Source organism: Stenotrophomonas tumulicola (assembly GCF_014117215.1).
Taxonomy (GTDB): Bacteria; Pseudomonadota; Gammaproteobacteria; order Xanthomonadales; family Xanthomonadaceae; genus Stenotrophomonas; species Stenotrophomonas tumulicola.
In genome coordinates, this window is the sequence record NZ_JACGXS010000009.1 from 1 (window position 1) to 15,691 (window position 15,691).

General features: G+C 66.3%; 13 protein-coding genes. 8 read left to right on the forward strand and 5 right to left on the reverse strand.

Annotated features, from left to right (window positions below; translation table 11 throughout):
* Nucleotides 1–558: 558 nt before the first annotated feature.
* The 5 genes from H4O11_RS14875 to H4O11_RS14895 are packed head-to-tail and all read right to left on the reverse strand — an operon-like array spanning nt 559 to nt 6,082.
* On the reverse strand, nt 559–1,863 hold the full coding sequence (locus H4O11_RS14875; RefSeq protein WP_182340221.1) for an amino acid permease: 1,305 nt from the start codon (nt 1,861–1,863) through the stop codon (nt 559–561).
* A complete protein-coding gene (locus H4O11_RS14880) occupies nt 1,860–2,636 on the reverse strand; it encodes a L,D-transpeptidase family protein (protein WP_182340222.1) in 777 nt (258 codons plus the stop codon). Before H4O11_RS14880 ends, H4O11_RS14875 begins: the two co-directional genes overlap by 4 nt.
* Before the next feature lie 13 nt (nt 2,637–2,649).
* Nucleotides 2,650–3,498: a MurR/RpiR family transcriptional regulator gene (locus H4O11_RS14885; RefSeq protein ID WP_182340223.1), complete on the reverse strand. Its 849-nt coding sequence runs from the start codon at nt 3,496–3,498 to the stop codon at nt 2,650–2,652.
* Between the two features lie 43 nt (nt 3,499–3,541).
* On the reverse strand, nt 3,542–4,636 hold the full coding sequence (locus H4O11_RS14890) for a dipeptide epimerase (RefSeq protein WP_182340224.1): 1,095 nt from the start codon (nt 4,634–4,636) through the stop codon (nt 3,542–3,544).
* On the reverse strand, nt 4,637–6,082 hold the full coding sequence (locus H4O11_RS14895; RefSeq protein ID WP_182340225.1) for a C40 family peptidase: 1,446 nt from the start codon (nt 6,080–6,082) through the stop codon (nt 4,637–4,639).
* Nucleotides 6,083–6,213: 131 nt separating this feature from the next.
* Between H4O11_RS14895 and H4O11_RS14900 the strand changes: the two genes are divergently transcribed.
* The 8 genes from H4O11_RS14900 to H4O11_RS14935 all read left to right on the forward strand — a co-directional run bounded on the left by H4O11_RS14900 (nt 6,214) and on the right by H4O11_RS14935 (nt 15,511).
* Nucleotides 6,214–7,713, forward strand: coding sequence for a transglutaminase domain-containing protein (locus H4O11_RS14900; RefSeq protein ID WP_182340226.1), 1,500 nt, complete (start codon nt 6,214–6,216; stop codon nt 7,711–7,713).
* Between the two features lie 38 nt (nt 7,714–7,751).
* Nucleotides 7,752–10,778 carry a TonB-dependent receptor domain-containing protein gene (locus H4O11_RS14905; RefSeq protein WP_182340227.1) on the forward strand — a complete coding sequence of 1,009 codons (3,027 nt, stop codon included), beginning with the start codon at nt 7,752–7,754 and terminating at the stop codon, nt 10,776–10,778.
* 104 nt (nt 10,779–10,882) lie between these two features.
* Nucleotides 10,883–12,445 carry a serine hydrolase gene (locus H4O11_RS14910; protein ID WP_182340228.1) on the forward strand — a complete coding sequence of 521 codons (1,563 nt, stop codon included), beginning with the start codon at nt 10,883–10,885 and terminating at the stop codon, nt 12,443–12,445.
* On the forward strand, nt 12,378–13,088 hold the full coding sequence (locus H4O11_RS14915; RefSeq protein WP_182340229.1) for a M15 family metallopeptidase: 711 nt from the start codon (nt 12,378–12,380) through the stop codon (nt 13,086–13,088). Before H4O11_RS14910 ends, H4O11_RS14915 begins: the two co-directional genes overlap by 68 nt.
* A 78-nt stretch (nt 13,089–13,166) precedes the next feature.
* The gene (locus H4O11_RS14920; RefSeq protein ID WP_182340230.1) at nt 13,167–13,544 is read left to right on the forward strand and encodes a hypothetical protein; all 378 of its coding nucleotides are present in this window, start codon (nt 13,167–13,169) and stop codon (nt 13,542–13,544) included.
* A 220-nt stretch (nt 13,545–13,764) separates the two neighbouring features.
* Nucleotides 13,765–14,130, forward strand: coding sequence for an EF-hand domain-containing protein (locus H4O11_RS14925; protein ID WP_182340231.1), 366 nt, complete (start codon nt 13,765–13,767; stop codon nt 14,128–14,130).
* Between the two features lie 110 nt (nt 14,131–14,240).
* Entirely contained in the window at nt 14,241–14,990 is a 750-nt protein-coding gene (locus H4O11_RS14930) for an HAD family hydrolase (protein WP_182340232.1), read from the forward strand.
* A gap of 32 nt (nt 14,991–15,022) precedes the next feature.
* On the forward strand, nt 15,023–15,511 hold the full coding sequence (locus H4O11_RS14935; protein WP_182340233.1) for a hypothetical protein: 489 nt from the start codon (nt 15,023–15,025) through the stop codon (nt 15,509–15,511).
* The last annotated feature ends 180 nt before the right edge of the window (nt 15,512–15,691 follow it).

Sequence of the window (15,691 nt, forward strand, 5' to 3'; positions counted from 1 at the left end):
ACCCGGTAGCGCCGAGCCATGCTCGGCGAGCGCGAAGCGCGGCCTGCTTCGAGCACCGTGTTGGCCTCACGCACCGTGTCGTTGGAAAGCAGAGCCGCCGAGCATGGCTCGGCGCTACCCTTCCCGGCGTGGGAACCGGCAGATCACCGCACCCACATAACGCTCGCGCCAATAATCGGTGAACGCCTCTGGTAATCGGGGCTCATGGCGTGGGCTCCGCAAACCCGGTAGCGCCGAGCCATGCTCGGCGAGCGCGAAGCGCGGTCTGCTTCGAGCACCGTGTTGGCCCCAACCATCGTGCCGCCGGAAAGCAGACCCGCCGAGCATGGCTCGGCGTTACCCTTCCCGGCGTGGGAACCGGCAGATCACCGCACCCACATAATGCTCGCGCCAATAATCAGTGAGCGCCTCTGGTTATCGGGGCTCATGGCGTGGGCTCCGCAAACCCGGTAGCGCCGAGCCATGCTCGGCGAGCGCGAAGCGCGGCCTGCTTCGAGCAGCGTGTTGGCCTCACGCACCGTGTTGCTGGAAAGCAGAGCCGCCGAGCATGACTCGGCGCTACCCTTCCCGGCGCGGGAACCGGTAGATCACCGCACCCACCACGAATGCAGCCAGTGCGGCCAGGATGTTGGCCCAGCTGGCGCTGGCGAACAGGGCCAGGCACAGCACCAGCGCCAGCACCGGGATCAACGGGCCGCCGGGCAGCCGCAACGCGCCTGGCCGGTCGGCATAGCGCCTGGCCAGCACCAGCACCGCCGCCGCTGTGCCGATGTAGGCGAACAGGCGCGTGGTCATCGACAGCAACGCCAGCTGCACGAACGAACCGCTCAGTGCCAGCGCCAGCGAAATGATGCCCTGGCAGAGGATCGCGGCCGCCGGCGTGCGGAAGCGCGGATGCACCTGCGCCAGCACCTTCGGCCCATAGCCATCGGCGGCCAGCGCGAACAGGAAGCGCGGCCCCATCATCATGGTGTTGCTGTTGGTACCCAGGATGGAGATCGTCGCGCCGACGGTAAGGATCAGCGCCAGGGCTTCGCCGCCGAAGCCGGCGGCGGCATCGGCCAGCGGCGTGGCCGAACCGGCCAGCCCGGCCAGGGTGCCCTGGGCGACGATCTGCACCGCCGCGTAGATCAGGGTGACGGTGACGATCATGGTGATCAGCGCGAACGGGATGTCGCGGCGCGGGTTGCGGTATTCGCCGGCGGCGGCCGGGATGTTCTCGAAGCCCGCATAGGCATACAACAGCAGCAATGCCGCTTCGCCCATCCGCTGCAGGTCATGTGGATCCGGACGCTGCCCGGAAAATGCCAGCTGCGGATCGATGTAGAACGCACCGATGGCCACGAACAGCAGCAGCGGCACCAGCTTGCCGATCACCAGCACCACGCCGGTACGGGCGGCAGAGCGCACCCCGATGATGTTCACCCCGGTCAGGAATGCCAGCGACAGCACGATCACCGCGATCCGCCCCGCGCCGCTACCGGCCAACGGCCAGAAGCGCGCCACCGCGTCGGCCAGCGCGTTGCTCAAGGCGGCCGCCGAGCTGATCCGGGTCAGCCAGATCATCCAGCCGATCTCGAAGCCGGCAAAGCGCCCGAACGCCTCGCGCGCATACAGGTAGCTTCCGCCGGGCTCGTCGAAATAGCTGGCGGCCTGCGCATAGCACAGCACCAGCAGTGCCACCACGATGCCCGCGGCGACCACCCCCCACAGGCTGAAGGGGCCCAGCAGCAGTACCGTGGCGGCCGGCAGCAGGTAGATGCCGCTGCCGATTACATCGTTGATCGACAGCCCGACGATCTGCCAGCGGCTGACCGCGCGCTGCAGGCTTGGCGTGGTTTCGTTTCCGGATGCGTCGCTCACTGGCGCGCACCGCGCGTGTCATCCAGCGCGGGCAACTGCCATTGCGCCTGCAGCTGGCGGTACGCCGCGCGCGGCAACAGCACGAAACGCGGCTGCCGGTCGGGTTCCAGCCACGCCAGCAGGCCCTGCATGTGCGCGGCGGTCATCGCGGTGCAGCCAGCGGTGGGTTCGCCTTGCCGGCGCCACAGGTGCGCGAAGATGCAGCTGCCCTGGCCGGGTACGTTGCGTGGGTTATGCAGGATCACGAACCCCTGCTGGTAGCGCACGTCGCCTTCGTTGTGCAGGTCCAGCCGCATCGGCTCGGTCGACCCCTCCACTGCTTCGGCACCGACCGTGTCCGCATCGACGATGCGGTTGTAATACGGCGAATCCGGCACGTCCATGCAGTAGCTGCTTTCATGCATCGGCTGCCAGGGCAGGGCCGTGTCGGCCTGCGCGGCGTAACCGAACGCGGTGCCCAGCGCGAATACGCCGGCTGGACTGCGTCCGTCACCTTCGCGCTTGCGTGGTTCCCCTGGCGATGCCACGCCATCGGCATGCAGGCCCACGCCCCAGGCGCTGCCGCTGCGGCCCAGCGCCACCTCGAAGGCTTCGCCTTCGCGCTGCCAGCCCGCGTCGGTGCGCGACCAGGCCTGCAGCCGTCCCTGGGTGCTGTCCCAGCCTTCGCTGGTGACCACCACCAGTTGCCCGGCACCGTCCAGCGGCGATGCAGCCAAGGCAGGGCCGGCCAGCAATGCCACGGCAGCGAGGAGGCAACGCAACAGCGACTTCATGGGCAGGCTCCGGTCAGGTGTCCAGCAGGTGTTCGATGCGTTCCAGGTTCACCGCCAGCTGGCGGTTGCGGTCCGGGTTGGCCTCGCACAGCAGCACGAAGACGAAATCCAGCAGGGACTGCAGGGAGGAACGGTACAGCACTTGCGCAACGTGCGGTGCGCGGTCTTCGGCACACACCGCCAGCGCCGCGTCGGCATGCGCACGCAGCGGGTTGGCGGTGTGGCGGGTGATCGATACCACCTTGCCGCCCACGTCCTGGAACTGCCGCGACAGCATCGACAGCTGCGCCAGCTTGCCGAACTCGGAGAACACCAGCATGACGTCGCCGGGCCGCGCGGCGGACAGGTTGGCCAGCATCAGGATGGGATCGGCGTGGTGCACCACCAGCATGCCCAGCAGCGACAGGCGCATGGCGAACTCGCGGGCATACAGGCCATCGTCGCCCAAGCCGTAGACGAACAGCTTGGGAGCGCCATCGACCAGGGTGACGATGCGTTCGATGTCGGCCTGTGGGTTGGCCGCGCGTGTCTCGTCTTCGGCGGCTGCCTTGCTGGCCTGCAGCGCCTTGGCGATGCGGCTGAAGCCATCCATGCCATCGTTGGTGGGTGGCGGCGACGACGGGCCGCCGCCGCTGCGCGCCACGTCCTGGCCGATGGAGTACTTCAGGTCCGGGTAGCCCTTGAAGCCCAGCTTCTGGCTGAACTTGACCACGCTGGACTGGCTGATGCCCAGCGCACTGGCCAGTTGCTGCGAGGAGTAATCGCGCAGCAGGTGGGCGTTGTCGAGGATGAAATCCGCGATGCGTCGTTCGATCGCCGACATCTGCCCGCGCTCGGCGCGGATCTTCAGCAGGGGCGGCATGCAGCGGTTTCCATTGCGCAGGGCATCGCGGTGGGGCCGACGGTCACGCCAGCATCTCCAATCCGCGCACTTCGGTGATCCCCAACCCCGGGGCATCGCTGATGCTGATCTCCGATTCGTTGAATGTCACCCCACCGCTGACCGGGTCGAACTGGCCCAGCGAAGGACCATCCAGGTCCACCTTGACGATGACGTCCGCCTTGGCCACCGCCAGGTGCACGGCAGCGGCCACGCTGATGCTGGATTCGATCATGCAGCCGATCATGCACGGTACGTCGTGGATGGCGGCGATGTCGGCGATGCGGATGGCGTTGGACAGCCCACCGGTCTTCATCAGCTTGATGTTGACGATGTCCGCCGCGCGCTGCTGGATCAGGTCGATCACCTGCGAAGGACTGAACACGCTTTCATCGGCCATCACCGGTGTATTGACCCGGTCGGTCACGTACTTCAGGCCGGCGATGTCGGCGGCCTTGACCGGCTGCTCCAACAGTTCCAGCACCACGCCGGCTTCTTCCAGCGTGCGCATGGCATGCACGGCCTGCTTGGCCGTCCAGCCCTGGTTGGCATCCAGCCGCAGCAGCGCACGGCCCTGCACGGCGGCATGGATCGCCTTGACCCGCTCGATGTCCAGCCCGATGTCCTTGCCGACCTTGATCTTCAGCGACTCGAATCCACGGTCGATGGCCGACAGCGAATCAGCCACCATCTTGTCGATGTAATCCACGCTGATGGTGATGTCGGTGGTGATCACCGGGTCGCCGCCGCCCAGCATCTGGTACAGCGGTGCGCCATGCAGCTGTGCCCACAGGTCGTACAGCGCGATTTCCACCGCCGCCTTGGCGCTGCTGTTGCGCTCCATCGAGGTCTGTACCAGCGCGCACAGCTGGTTGAGGTTGGCCACGTCCTGGCCGACCAGCCGCGGCTTGATGAAATGGCGGATGGCTTCGATGATCGAACCGTGCGTATCGCCGGTGATCACCGCGGTGGCGGCTGCTTCGCCATAGCCGGTATGGCCGCTGTCGGTGCGCACCATCACCACCACGTCCTCGATGGTTTCCACGGTCCGCAGCGCGGTCTTGAACGGGGTCTTCAGGGGCACGCGCAGCATGCCCAGTTCGATGTCTGTGATCTTCATTCAGGGGGTCTGCGCGCGGATGCGCTGGATGTTGGTGATACGGTCGATGTAACGCAGCTCGTCGCTGGCCATCATCGGCTCCAGCGGGGTCACCGATACACCGTTCAAGTGCGCCTGGATGCGCTGGCCGTCGGCGTCTTTCCAGCTGCCGCCTGCGGTGTCATGGATCACCCAGGTGCGGCCTTCGACATGGCCGATGGCCATCATCACGTGGCCGGGAATGTAGACCAGGTCACCCACCTGCAATGCCGCCACCGCACGGTCGCGCGTGGCAGCGCCGTCCTTGTCGGTGAAGGCGATGCGGTCCAGTGCGGGGCTGACCCCCTGTGCGCTGGTATTGCGCGGCAACAGCACGCCGGCGCTGCGGTAGATCTCCGAAACGAAGCCGCTGCAGTCGCGGGTGTCGTAATCGTGGCCCCAGCCATAGCGCTCGCCGAGGAATTTGTAGGCTTGCTGCAGCAGCACGCGTGGCGTCAGCGGCAGATACTCGCTGCTGCTGTCCTGCGAACGCGGCAGCAGTGCCGGCACCAGCGACAGCGTGCCGTCCGGCTCGCGCACCGGCAACTGCACCACCCACGAGGCATGCGCCTGCTGGCCGTTTACCACCTGGGCCGGCGGCCAGTCGGCCAGCACCGGCAGGCGCACGCCCATGTCCAGCTGCAGCCGCGACACGCGCGGATCTTCCGGCGTGTAGGCGGTATGCGCCACGGCACCGGTGATCACCCGGTACGGGCCCTGTGCCCCATAGCCGAGCACCGTCTCGCGGTTGCCGGTGGCCACGTGCCGTGCTTCGATCCATGCGCTGTAGCGTTCGCTGTGCACGAACAACCAGGCGCCGTCGGCGCTGCGGTGGACCACCGCGACCTTGTCGCCGGGGAACAGGGCCGATTCCTGGAAGCGGTCGATGTCGGTGCCTTCGGTGCTGCTGAAGACACGTTGCCGCGCCGGGAAGGTACGCAACGCGCCGCGATGCACGACCAGGCCGTATTGCGGCACGGTGGTCGTGGCAATGGCATCCAGCGCGAGGTTGGCCTCGATGTCCTGGCGCAGGGCCGCCGGGATGGCGTTGCCATGGATGTCATGGAGCGGGCGCGACGGCCAGTGGGAAAGCGCGGTGATCGCGCTGCGTACCTGGCTGGCGGGAATCGAAGCCGGCAGTGCGGCGATGTCCTGGATATGGGGATCCTCGGCGCGCATCCGCGCGTGCTGCGCATCGATCTGCCGCCGGTCCAGGATGGGCGTGTCGGCGTCGGGAAGGCGCGCGGCCCAGTATCCGGGGCTGAGGTAGGCCTCGTGCAGGCCAATGATGTACGGCAGCGCCGGACCGGGGTCGGGCGCGTCGTCGGCGGCAGCCGGGCGCGCCAGCACCGGCGCGCTGCCGATGCACAGCACCAGCGCCAGGGCCAGCCCGTGCCGGCGGGAGGTGTGTCGGGAAGCCAGGAACATGCGGCGGTCACCCTCTTTGAAAGCTCTTGGAATAGTTATTCCTTTTTTCCGTTAACGCAAGAATAAATTATTGACCACCTATCCCGTGCGTGTTACACAGCGGTTACCACCCGCGCTGGGGAAGTGTCGCTGTGGATCCAGTCGTTCGCAAACTGCCTTTGCCCGTTGTCGCCGGCCTGTGTGCCGCCGCACTGCTGTGGGCGCTGCCCTTCGGGGCCGCCGCCGACACGGTCGATGGGCCCGTGCAGGAGATCAGCGCGCTGGTGGACCAGGGCCATTTCCGCGCGGCCGCCGAGCAGGCCAACGCCCAGCTGGCCAACGCCCCGGCCACCGCGCAGCGTGACGCGCTGGCATTCCAGGTCGAACGCATGCGCCGCATCCGCATGGACTTCACCCTCGACCAGGCCGCGGCGAAGGACAGGCTGCGGCGCTGGATCCCGGACCTGCGCGATGAAGAGTTCGCGCGCTGGGACGGGCAGGGGCTGCTCGAGCACATGCAGATCGACGGACAGCGCTGGTACTTCAACCGGGCCCCGTCGAACCTGTTCCGGCTCAGTGCCGAAGCGCGCGCACGTCGCCGTGCCGATGCCCCGATGCCTGCCGACGGCCCCTACGAAAACCTGACCGGTTACCACGCACAGGTAGTTGCGGCCGCAGGAAGCAGTGGCACCGCCTCGGTGCTGCCGCAGCGCGTGGAAGTGACGCAGTCGCTGGTGGTCAAGGCCGATGCTGTCCCGGCCGGGGAGACCGTGCGCGCCTGGATTCCGTACCCGCGCGAGATCAGCGGCCAGCAGGAAGACCTGCAATGGATCGGCAGTACGCCGGGAACGGCACGCATCGCCCCGCGCGACACCCTGCAGCGCACCGCGTACCTGGAAGCCAAGGCCGTGGCCGGCCAGCCCACGCACTTCCAGGTCCGTTACGCGCTGACCGTCAGCGCCCAGCACACCGCCATCGATCCTGCCAGGGTGCAGCCTGTTCCGCGCGATGCCGCGCTGGCGCCCTTCCTTGCCGAGCAGCCGCCGCATGTGCGTTTCACGCCTGCCCTGCGCGCGTACTCCGAACGCATCCTGCAGGGGGAAACACGCCCCTACGAAATCGTGCGCCGGCTGTTCACCGCGGTCGACCAGATTCCGTGGGCCGGTGCCCGCGAATATTCCACCATCAGCAACATCAGCGAGTACGCGCTGCAGGCTGGCCATGCCGACTGCGGCCAGCAGACCCTGCTGCTCATCACCCTGCTGCGCATGAACGGCATTCCCGCGCGCTGGCAGTCGGGCATGGTGTTCTCCGACAACGCCACCGCGTACAGCAACCTGCACGACTGGAGCGCGGTGTACCTGGCGCCCTATGGCTGGCTGCCGATGGACGTCACCACCGGCGCGTTGGACAGCGATGAGCCCGTGCTGCGCGACTTCTATCTCGGCGGCATCGATGGCTACCGCATCGCCTTCAACGATGACTTCGGCCAGCCGCTGGTCCCGGCCAAACAGCATTTCCGTTCGGAAACAGTGGACTCGCAGCGCGGCGAGGCCGAGTGGTCCGGCGGCAACCTGTATTTCGACCAATGGGACTACCGGTTCCAGTGGCGGGTACTGCCCGTGGATGAAACACCCAGCGCGACACCTTGACAACCACACCGTTCAATTCTTGCAGGAGAGAGCAGGGGATGAAGGCAATCAGCATGAAGAGGGCGGCATTGAGCATCGCCCTGGGGACGTGTATGGGCATGATGGTGCCCAGCGTCGTATCGGCACAGAACGTGTCAGGCGCGGTGGCCGGACGGGCCACGGCCGGTGACCAGGTCACCGTGGTCAACCGTGGCACCGGGCTGACGCGCTCGGCCACCGCTGGCGGCGATGGCAGCTATCGGCTGGGCCAACTGCCGGTGGGTGACTACACGCTGCAACTGGTCCGCGACGGACAGCCGCAAGGCGAACCGGTCAACGTCAGCGTGAGCGTCGGTGGCACCACCACGGTGAACCTGGCCAGCAGTGGCGACGTGGTCAACCTGGACGCACTGCAGGTGGTCGGTACGCGGGTGATCAACCGCGTCGACGTGTACTCCACCGAAACCTCGTTCAACGTCAACCGCCAGGAAATCTCGCGGCTGCCGGTGGCGCAGGACCTGTCCGCCGTGGCGCTGCTGGCGCCGGGCGTGGTGGGCGGCAACTCTTCCTTCGGTGGCCTGTCCTTTGCCGGTTCCTCGGTCGCCGAGAACGCGGTGTACATCAACGGCCTCAACGTCACTGACATGTACACCCGCCGCGGCTTCTCCAGCGCACCGTTTGGCTTCTTCCAGGAATTCCAGGTCAAGACCGGCGGCTACTCGGTGGAGTTCGGCCGCTCGACCGGTGGCGTCATCAATGCCGTCACCCGCTCGGGCAGCAACGAGTTCGAAGGGGGTGCGGAGGTCACCTTCGAACCCAGCGCCTGGAAGTCAGCGGCGCGCGACCATTTCCATCGCGATGGTTCGCCGCATTCCTATGCCAGCACCGATGCCACCTCGTTCACCAAGACCAATGTCTGGGGTTCCGGTGCACTGGTGAAGGACAAGCTGTTCCTGTTCGCGATGTATGAGAAGCGCGATACCAACGGCCACAACACCGCCTCGGACGGGCGCACGTGGTACGACAACGACGGCAATGATGATTTCTGGGGCGCCAAGCTGGACTGGAACATCACCGACAACCACACCCTGGAACTGCTGGCGTTCTCCGACGAAACCGAAGCTACCCAGGCATCGTCCGGCTATGACTGGGACAACCGCAGGATTGGCGAGTGGGGAGGTGACACCCTGACCGACGGCGGTGGCAAGAACTGGTCGGCTACCTATACCGGTCGTTTCGGCGAGAACTTCACCGCCAAGGCGATGGTGGGGCAGAACAACCAGCGTGCCTTCTCCAACTCCACGCTGGACCAGTACTGCGATGCGGTGTTCACCGATGCCACCTATGCCCCTTACCTGGGGCGCCTGAATGGCCTGCGCGCCGGCTGCCATCCCACCGGCACCGCCATCGCAGAGCGTGACGACACCCGCGATGCGGCGCGCCTGGATTTCGAATGGGCGCTCGGCAACCACCTGCTGCGCTTCGGCGTCGACCGCGAGCTGATGACCACCGAGCAGTCCGCCCGCTATCCCGGCCCGAACCAGATGACCTATACCGCCTACCTTGCCAGCCCGGGCGACGAGGTGTGGGACGGGGCTGGCGCCTACGTACCGGCCGGCGTGGACCAGATGCTGCGTGCACGCAACCGCGTGTCCGGTGGCACCTTCGAAACCGAGGCCAACGCGTTCTACCTGGAAGACATCTGGAACATCACCCCGAACCTGATGTTGAACCTGGGCGTGCGCTGGGACCGCTTCGAGAACCGCACCGCCGACGGTGACGCCTTCATCAAGATGGACGACCTGATCGCCCCGCGGGTAGGTTTCTCCTGGGACATGAAGGGCGACGGCAGCACCAAGCTGTTCGGCAACGCCGGCCGCTACTACCTGCCGGTGACCAACAACATCAACGTCAACTTTGCCGGCGGGCTCACCGACGAATACAGCTACTACGTGCTGGACGGCTGGCAGCAGATGAGCAATCCGGTCACCGGCGCGCCCTACATGGCACCGGTCATCGGCCAGCAGATCGGTCCTACCGACACCCGCATGAACACCGGCGCGGCCGACCTGCGCCAGAGCGTGGACAAGGACCTGAAAGCGGTCTACCAGGACGAATACATCCTCGGCTTCCAGACCATGATCGACCAGGCATGGTCGTGGGGCGTCAATGCGACCTACCGCCGCATGACCCGTGCGCTGGACGACATGCGCCTGAACTACACGCCCTGCGGCCCCACCGGCAGTACCTTGTGGCCGATCGCCAATCCGGGCGAGAGCCTGACCATCTGGGGTGATTCCAGCATAGGCTGCGATACCGAGGGCTGGATCACCATAGACACGGCCAACAGTGGTTACGCCAAGGGCGGCAGCGACGAAGTGGTGGGCTATTCCAAGCCCAAGCGTACCTACAAGGCGCTGGAGTTCCAGCTGGACCGCGCATGGGACGAGAAGTGGATGTTCAACGCTTCCTACCTGTGGGCCAAGAGCGAGGGCAACTTCGAGGGCCCGGTGAACTCGGACACCAATTACGGCGATACCGGCATGGTCCAGCACTGGGATCATCCGTCCAACAATGAACGTTATGGCGTGCTGTTCAACGACTTCCGCCATCAGTTCAAGTTCCGCGCGGCGTATGCATTGAACGAGCAATGGTCGTTCGGCAGCACGCTGCAGGTGCAGTCCGGCGGTCCGATCACGGCCTTCGGCGTGATGTGGCCGGGTGACACGGTGGCCGGCGGCAGTACCTCCAGCGAGGGCAGCGGTGGCGGCACCGGCTGGCTGTGCGTGGCCAACTGTTCGGGAGCGGATGGCGAGCGGGTGTTCGAGCGGACCTCGCGCGGCGCCTTCGGTCGCCTGCCGTGGACCTGGACCATGGGTGCGAACGTGACGTGGCGGTTGCCGGTGGATGGCATCGACCTGAGCGCACGGCTGTCGGTCTACAACCTGTTCAACAACCAGACCGTCATCAACGTGCACCAGCGCTATGAAAGCCAGCCTGGCGTGTACCGGGAAACCACCTTCAACACCGGCACCCGCTGGCAGGCGCCGCGGTACGCACAACTGGTGGTGGCCTGGAACTTCTGACGGCCCTGTCCTCGCGGGTGACGACCATGGGTCGTCACGCCGCTGCTGTTGCCCTTGCATCCGCCGAGCATGGCTCGGCGCTACACCAGACACCGGGAGCGTTGATGGATCCGCGTCGGCTGCTGCTCACCACCGCGCTGTCGGCTGTTTCGGCGTTCGCGTCGGCAGCTTCGCCCTTCGATGCGATGCTCGAACGCACGGTGGAACGCGAAGACCTGCCCGGCATCGCCATGGGCGTGGTGGAGGATGGCAAGGTGGTCTACCAGCGCAGCTGGGGCGTGCGCGGCGATGCGGCGGGCAGCCGCATCGATCCGGACACGTTGTTCAAGATCGCCTCCAACAGCAAGGCGATGACCGCCGCGCTGCTGGCCAGGCTGGTGCAGCAGGGCCGGCTGCAGTGGGACGATCCGGTCACGAAGTACCTGCCGCAGTTCCGCATGCATGACCCGTGGGTGACGCAGCAGATACAGGTGCGCGACCTGCTCATCCACAACAGCGGGCTTGGCCTGGGGGCAGGCGACCTGATGCTGTGGCCGGAACCGAACCATTTCACCCGTGCCGACATCATCGCCGGGCTGGCCCACCTGCAGCCCGTCACCAGCTTCCGCAGTGGTTATGCCTACGACAACCTGATGTACGTCGTTGCCGGCGAGGTCGCCGCGGCCGCAGGCGGAAAGCCGTACGACCAGCTGATGCGCGAGCAGGTGTTCGAACCTGTGGGGCTGCAGCGTTGCCAGGTGGGGGCCTGGTCCACCGCTGCCGTGGGCAACATCGCCCAGCCGCACGTGCGCCGCGCAGGCCGCAATACGGTGGTGGCCGCCGACGGCGTGGCCAGCGCGGACCTGCCGTCGATGGCGGCAGGCGGCATTCGTTGCTCCTTGAACGACATGCTGCGCTGGATGCAGGTGCTGCTGGATCCGGAGCGGGTGCCGGGATGGCTGGATGACGCACAACGTCGGCAGTTGTGGACGCTGCACATGCCGATGCCACTGGGTGAGCGGCAGCGCCGCTGGGACAACGCACACTTCTCCGGCTACGGCCTTGGCTGGCGGCTGTCGGACATGGATGGGCAGTGGAAGGTGGCCCATACCGGCACCTTGTCCGGCATGTATTCCTCGCTGGCCCTGTTGCCCGACCGCCAGACCGGCGTGGTGATCCTGATCAACGGCGAGGGTGAGGACGCACGCACCGCACTGATGCAGGCAGCGTTGAAGCACTACACCGCGCCGGACACGGTACAGGGCGTGGATGCCTGGCTGGACGAACTGGCGCAGGCACGCGCGCAGCGGCACGAAGCCGGCCACCATGCGCCGGACACGAAGGACGCGCGCCCGGCAGCGGCAGCGGCATTGGCTGGCCTGCAGGGCACCTATCGCGATCCATGGCTGGGCGATGCCTCGCTGTGCCCGCAGGAGGGGAGGCTGCGTTTCAGCGTGGAGAAATCGCCGCGGTTGCAGGCGGAGGTGATGCAGCTTGGAACGCGCTGGCTGCTGCGCTGGGATACGCTGGAAGCTGCTGCCCAGGCGTGGCTGCAGCCCACGGCGACGGCGACGCCCACCCTCGCGCTGCGCGCGATCGATCCGGACATCGACTTCAGCTATGACTTCCAGGACCTGCACTTCACTCGCACTGGCGATTGCCCTGGCAACGACGGCACGCGCCGCTGAGCCACCCACGGTCTCGCCCGCCACCACCACGGCGCAGGCCGGCCTGGTGGATATCCGCACGCTGTCGCCGGATATCAGCCTGGACATCCGCTATGCCAGCGCGAACAACTTCACCGGCCAGCCGGTACCGGGATATGAAGCACCGGCCTGTTACCTGCTGGCGCCGGTCGCGGTTGCATTGGCGAAGGTGGAAAGCGAGCTGCGTGCGCACGGCTACGGCCTGCACCTATACGACTGCTACCGGCCGGTGCGCTCGGTGAAGGCGTTCGTGGCCTGGGCGCGGGACCCGGATGAAACCTCGCGCAAGGCACTGCAGTATCCGGACCTGGCCAAACCGGACCTGCTGGGTGGGTATATCGCCGAATATTCCGGCCACAGCCGTGGCGCCACCGTGGACCTGGGCCTGATGCGCTGCGAAGCAGATCAGTGCACGCCGTTGGACATGGGCACTGATTTCGATTTCTTCGGCCCACGCGCGCATACCAATGCGGCAGGGCTGGACGCCGGGCAACGCGCCAACCGCAAGCGCCTGCTGGATGCCATGGCGCGGCAGCGGTTTGCCAATTACCCGATGGAATGGTGGCATTACACCTTCCAGCCGGAGCCGGACCCGCAGATGGCCTATGACGTGCCGGTGGAGTGATCCGGCTGTCCCGGTAGCCGCCCTGGCGGCTGGTCATCCCCGGCGGTGCATGTGGGCGATGACCCGTACACTGTCGCCATGAACCTTCCTCTTCATTTCGGGCTGCTGGGATCGCTGGAAGCCGGTGGCATCGCGCTGCTGGTGGGCCTGTTGGTCTACTTCCTGTTCCACCACCTGTGCCGCGCGCTGCGCTGGACGGTGGGCCATGCCCTGGGCTGGGCCTGTGGGGTTTCGGTGGTGGTTTCCGCCGGCATCGACATGTGGAAGCTCTTCTACATGGGCATCGTCCGCCTGGAGTCGCCGTTCTACGCGCGGCTGTTCCTCGCCACCGTGCATGACCCGAATGAACTCGGCACGCGGGTCGTGCTGGAAATCATCGGCGCACTCGGCGGTGTCGCGCTCGGCTGGCTGTTGTTCAGCTCGCGCTCAGCCAGGGAATCCAGCGAAACTGCATGAGATTCGTTCGCTGCGGGTTAAATATACGTTCGCTGAATGCGAGCCTTACTGCTTGTTCACCTGAGCCTAACCACTGGGGTAGCGGATGCGTGCGGCTCATTGGTTAAGTGCGTGTGCCCATGCCGATCGCGTTGCAATGGGCGTTCATCGCCGCGCTGTCAGGGTGGCTTTCGTACGGAATACGACAAGCCCGTGCGACATTTCCAAAGGAGACCACCCAATGACCCTTCGTAACCGCAAGCCGCTGATCGCCCTTCTCGTTGCCGCCGGCAGCGTGTTCGCTCTTCCCGCCATGGCGCAGAGCGCTGCCCCGACACAGCAGCAGCCGCCGACGACGGGCGCCCCGACGCAGCAGGCACAGCCTGCGGCACAGTCCGGCGGTGATGGCCAGACCTGGGCCAGCGTCGATACCGATGGCAATGGCACCATCAGCAAGAGCGAGGCGGCAGTGAATGCCGGCCTTTCCCAGGTATTCGAACAGGCCGATACCAACGCTGACGGTGAGTTGACCCCGGACGAATACAAGGCCTTCGTGGAGAAGGCCCAGCAGGGTGCCGCCGGTGCGGCGCCGCCGCAGGGCAACTGATCGGGAATGATCCTCGGCTAAGTGCCGGCCGCTGGCCGATACGAACCGGATGACCATCGCAGGCCGGGTCACGCAGACGAGGGCGTGGCCCGGCCTGTTATCCTTGGGCGATGATTACCTCCACGCCCGCGCCTTCGCGCGCCATCGGCCTGGTTGGTTTTGACGGTGACGATACGCTGTGGAAGAGCGAAGACTATTACCGCAAGGCCGAGCAGGATTACCTGGACCTGCTTTCGCATTACATCGACGTGCACGACACCCGCACCGCGCGCCACCTGCTGGATGTGCAGCGGCGCAATCTGGCGGTGTTCGGGTATGGCGTCAAGGCGATGAGCCTGTCGATGATCGAAGCGGCCATCGAGATCACCGAACAGCGCATCAGTGCCGCGCACATCCAGAAGATCCTGGACCTGGGGCATGAAACCCTGCGGCACCCGGTAGACCTGATCGACGGCGTGCGTGAGTCGGTGGCGAAGATCGCCGAACAGTATCCGGTGGTGTTGATCACCAAGGGCGACCTGTTCCACCAGGAGGCCAAGATCAAGGTCGCGCAGCTGCATGACCTGTTCCCGCGGATTGAAATCGTGTCCGAGAAGGACCCCGAGACCTATGCGCGGGTACTGGCGGAATTCGACCTGCCGATGCAACGGTTCGTGATGGTCGGCAATTCACTGCGTTCGGATATCGAGCCGGTGGTGACGCTGGGGGGCTGGGGTGTCCACACCCCGTATGCGGTTACCTGGGCGCACGAAACCGAACATGGCGTGGCCGATGACGAGCCGCGCATGGTCACCGCCGATACCGCCTGGGATTGGCCCGAGGCCCTGCTGGCGATCGAAGCCAAGGCGGCCAAGGCCTGACAGCGGCGGAGCGCTGCGGCACAATCGCCACCATGGGCCGCCTGTTGCAATCAATGCTGATGTTGCTGCTGCTGGTGCCGGCGATCGCGCTGGCGCAGCAGACGGCCGAGAAGTCGTCCGCGTATTCGGTCGACACCGGTGACGCCTGGGTGGATACCTGGCTGCAGGACATCAACCACTACGCCGAGCGTTATCCGGACAGTTTCCTGGACGAGGTGGCGCGCTACAGCGGCGTGCCGCGCGGCTATGCTGCTGCGCTGATCAACCACCACGGCTGGCAGGCAGCCGATGTGTACTTCGCCTGCTTCTGGGCCAAGGCGATCGAACGCAGCTGCCGTGACAGCGTGCGCGCCTTCAGTGCCAATCCGGAAGGTGGCTGGAAGGCGGTGGTGACGCGCCTTCCGGTGGAGCCGGGCAACCTGCATTGGCGCGCGGTGCGCCACGCCATCGTGGACAGCTACCAGCATTGGGATCGACCGATCACGCTGGACGCCGTGTTGCGCCGCCAGTACGCCCGGTGACCCCGTAGCGCCGAGCCATGCTCGGCGGCCCTGCCACGTTCGGCGGCGCCTGGTTTCCGCCGGGCATGGCCCGGCGCTACGGGAATCGGCCTACGTAGCCCCCCTGTAGCGCCGAGCCATGCTCGGCGGCCCTGCCACGTTCGGCGGCGTCTGGTTCCCGCCGGGCATGGCCCGGCGCTA

What these genes read in the sequence shown, in the direction of transcription:
- H4O11_RS14880 (WP_182340222.1), bottom strand. Translation starts at nt 2,636, where the DNA reads ATGAAGTCGCTGTTGCGTTGCCTCCTCGCTGCCGTGGCATTGCTGGCC.
- H4O11_RS14885 (WP_182340223.1), bottom strand. Translation starts at nt 3,498, where the DNA reads ATGCCGCCCCTGCTGAAGATCCGCGCCGAGCGCGGGCAGATGTCGGCG.
- H4O11_RS14890 (WP_182340224.1), bottom strand. Translation starts at nt 4,636, where the DNA reads ATGAAGATCACAGACATCGAACTGGGCATGCTGCGCGTGCCCCTGAAG.
- H4O11_RS14895 (WP_182340225.1), bottom strand. Translation starts at nt 6,082, where the DNA reads ATGTTCCTGGCTTCCCGACACACCTCCCGCCGGCACGGGCTGGCCCTG.
- H4O11_RS14905 (WP_182340227.1), top strand. Translation starts at nt 7,752, where the DNA reads ATGAAGGCAATCAGCATGAAGAGGGCGGCATTGAGCATCGCCCTGGGG.
- H4O11_RS14910 (WP_182340228.1), top strand. Translation starts at nt 10,883, where the DNA reads ATGGATCCGCGTCGGCTGCTGCTCACCACCGCGCTGTCGGCTGTTTCG.
- H4O11_RS14915 (WP_182340229.1), top strand. Translation starts at nt 12,378, where the DNA reads ATGACTTCCAGGACCTGCACTTCACTCGCACTGGCGATTGCCCTGGCA.
- H4O11_RS14920 (WP_182340230.1), top strand. Translation starts at nt 13,167, where the DNA reads ATGAACCTTCCTCTTCATTTCGGGCTGCTGGGATCGCTGGAAGCCGGT.
- H4O11_RS14925 (WP_182340231.1), top strand. Translation starts at nt 13,765, where the DNA reads ATGACCCTTCGTAACCGCAAGCCGCTGATCGCCCTTCTCGTTGCCGCC.
- H4O11_RS14930 (WP_182340232.1), top strand. Translation starts at nt 14,241, where the DNA reads ATGATTACCTCCACGCCCGCGCCTTCGCGCGCCATCGGCCTGGTTGGT.
- H4O11_RS14935 (WP_182340233.1), top strand. Translation starts at nt 15,023, where the DNA reads ATGGGCCGCCTGTTGCAATCAATGCTGATGTTGCTGCTGCTGGTGCCG.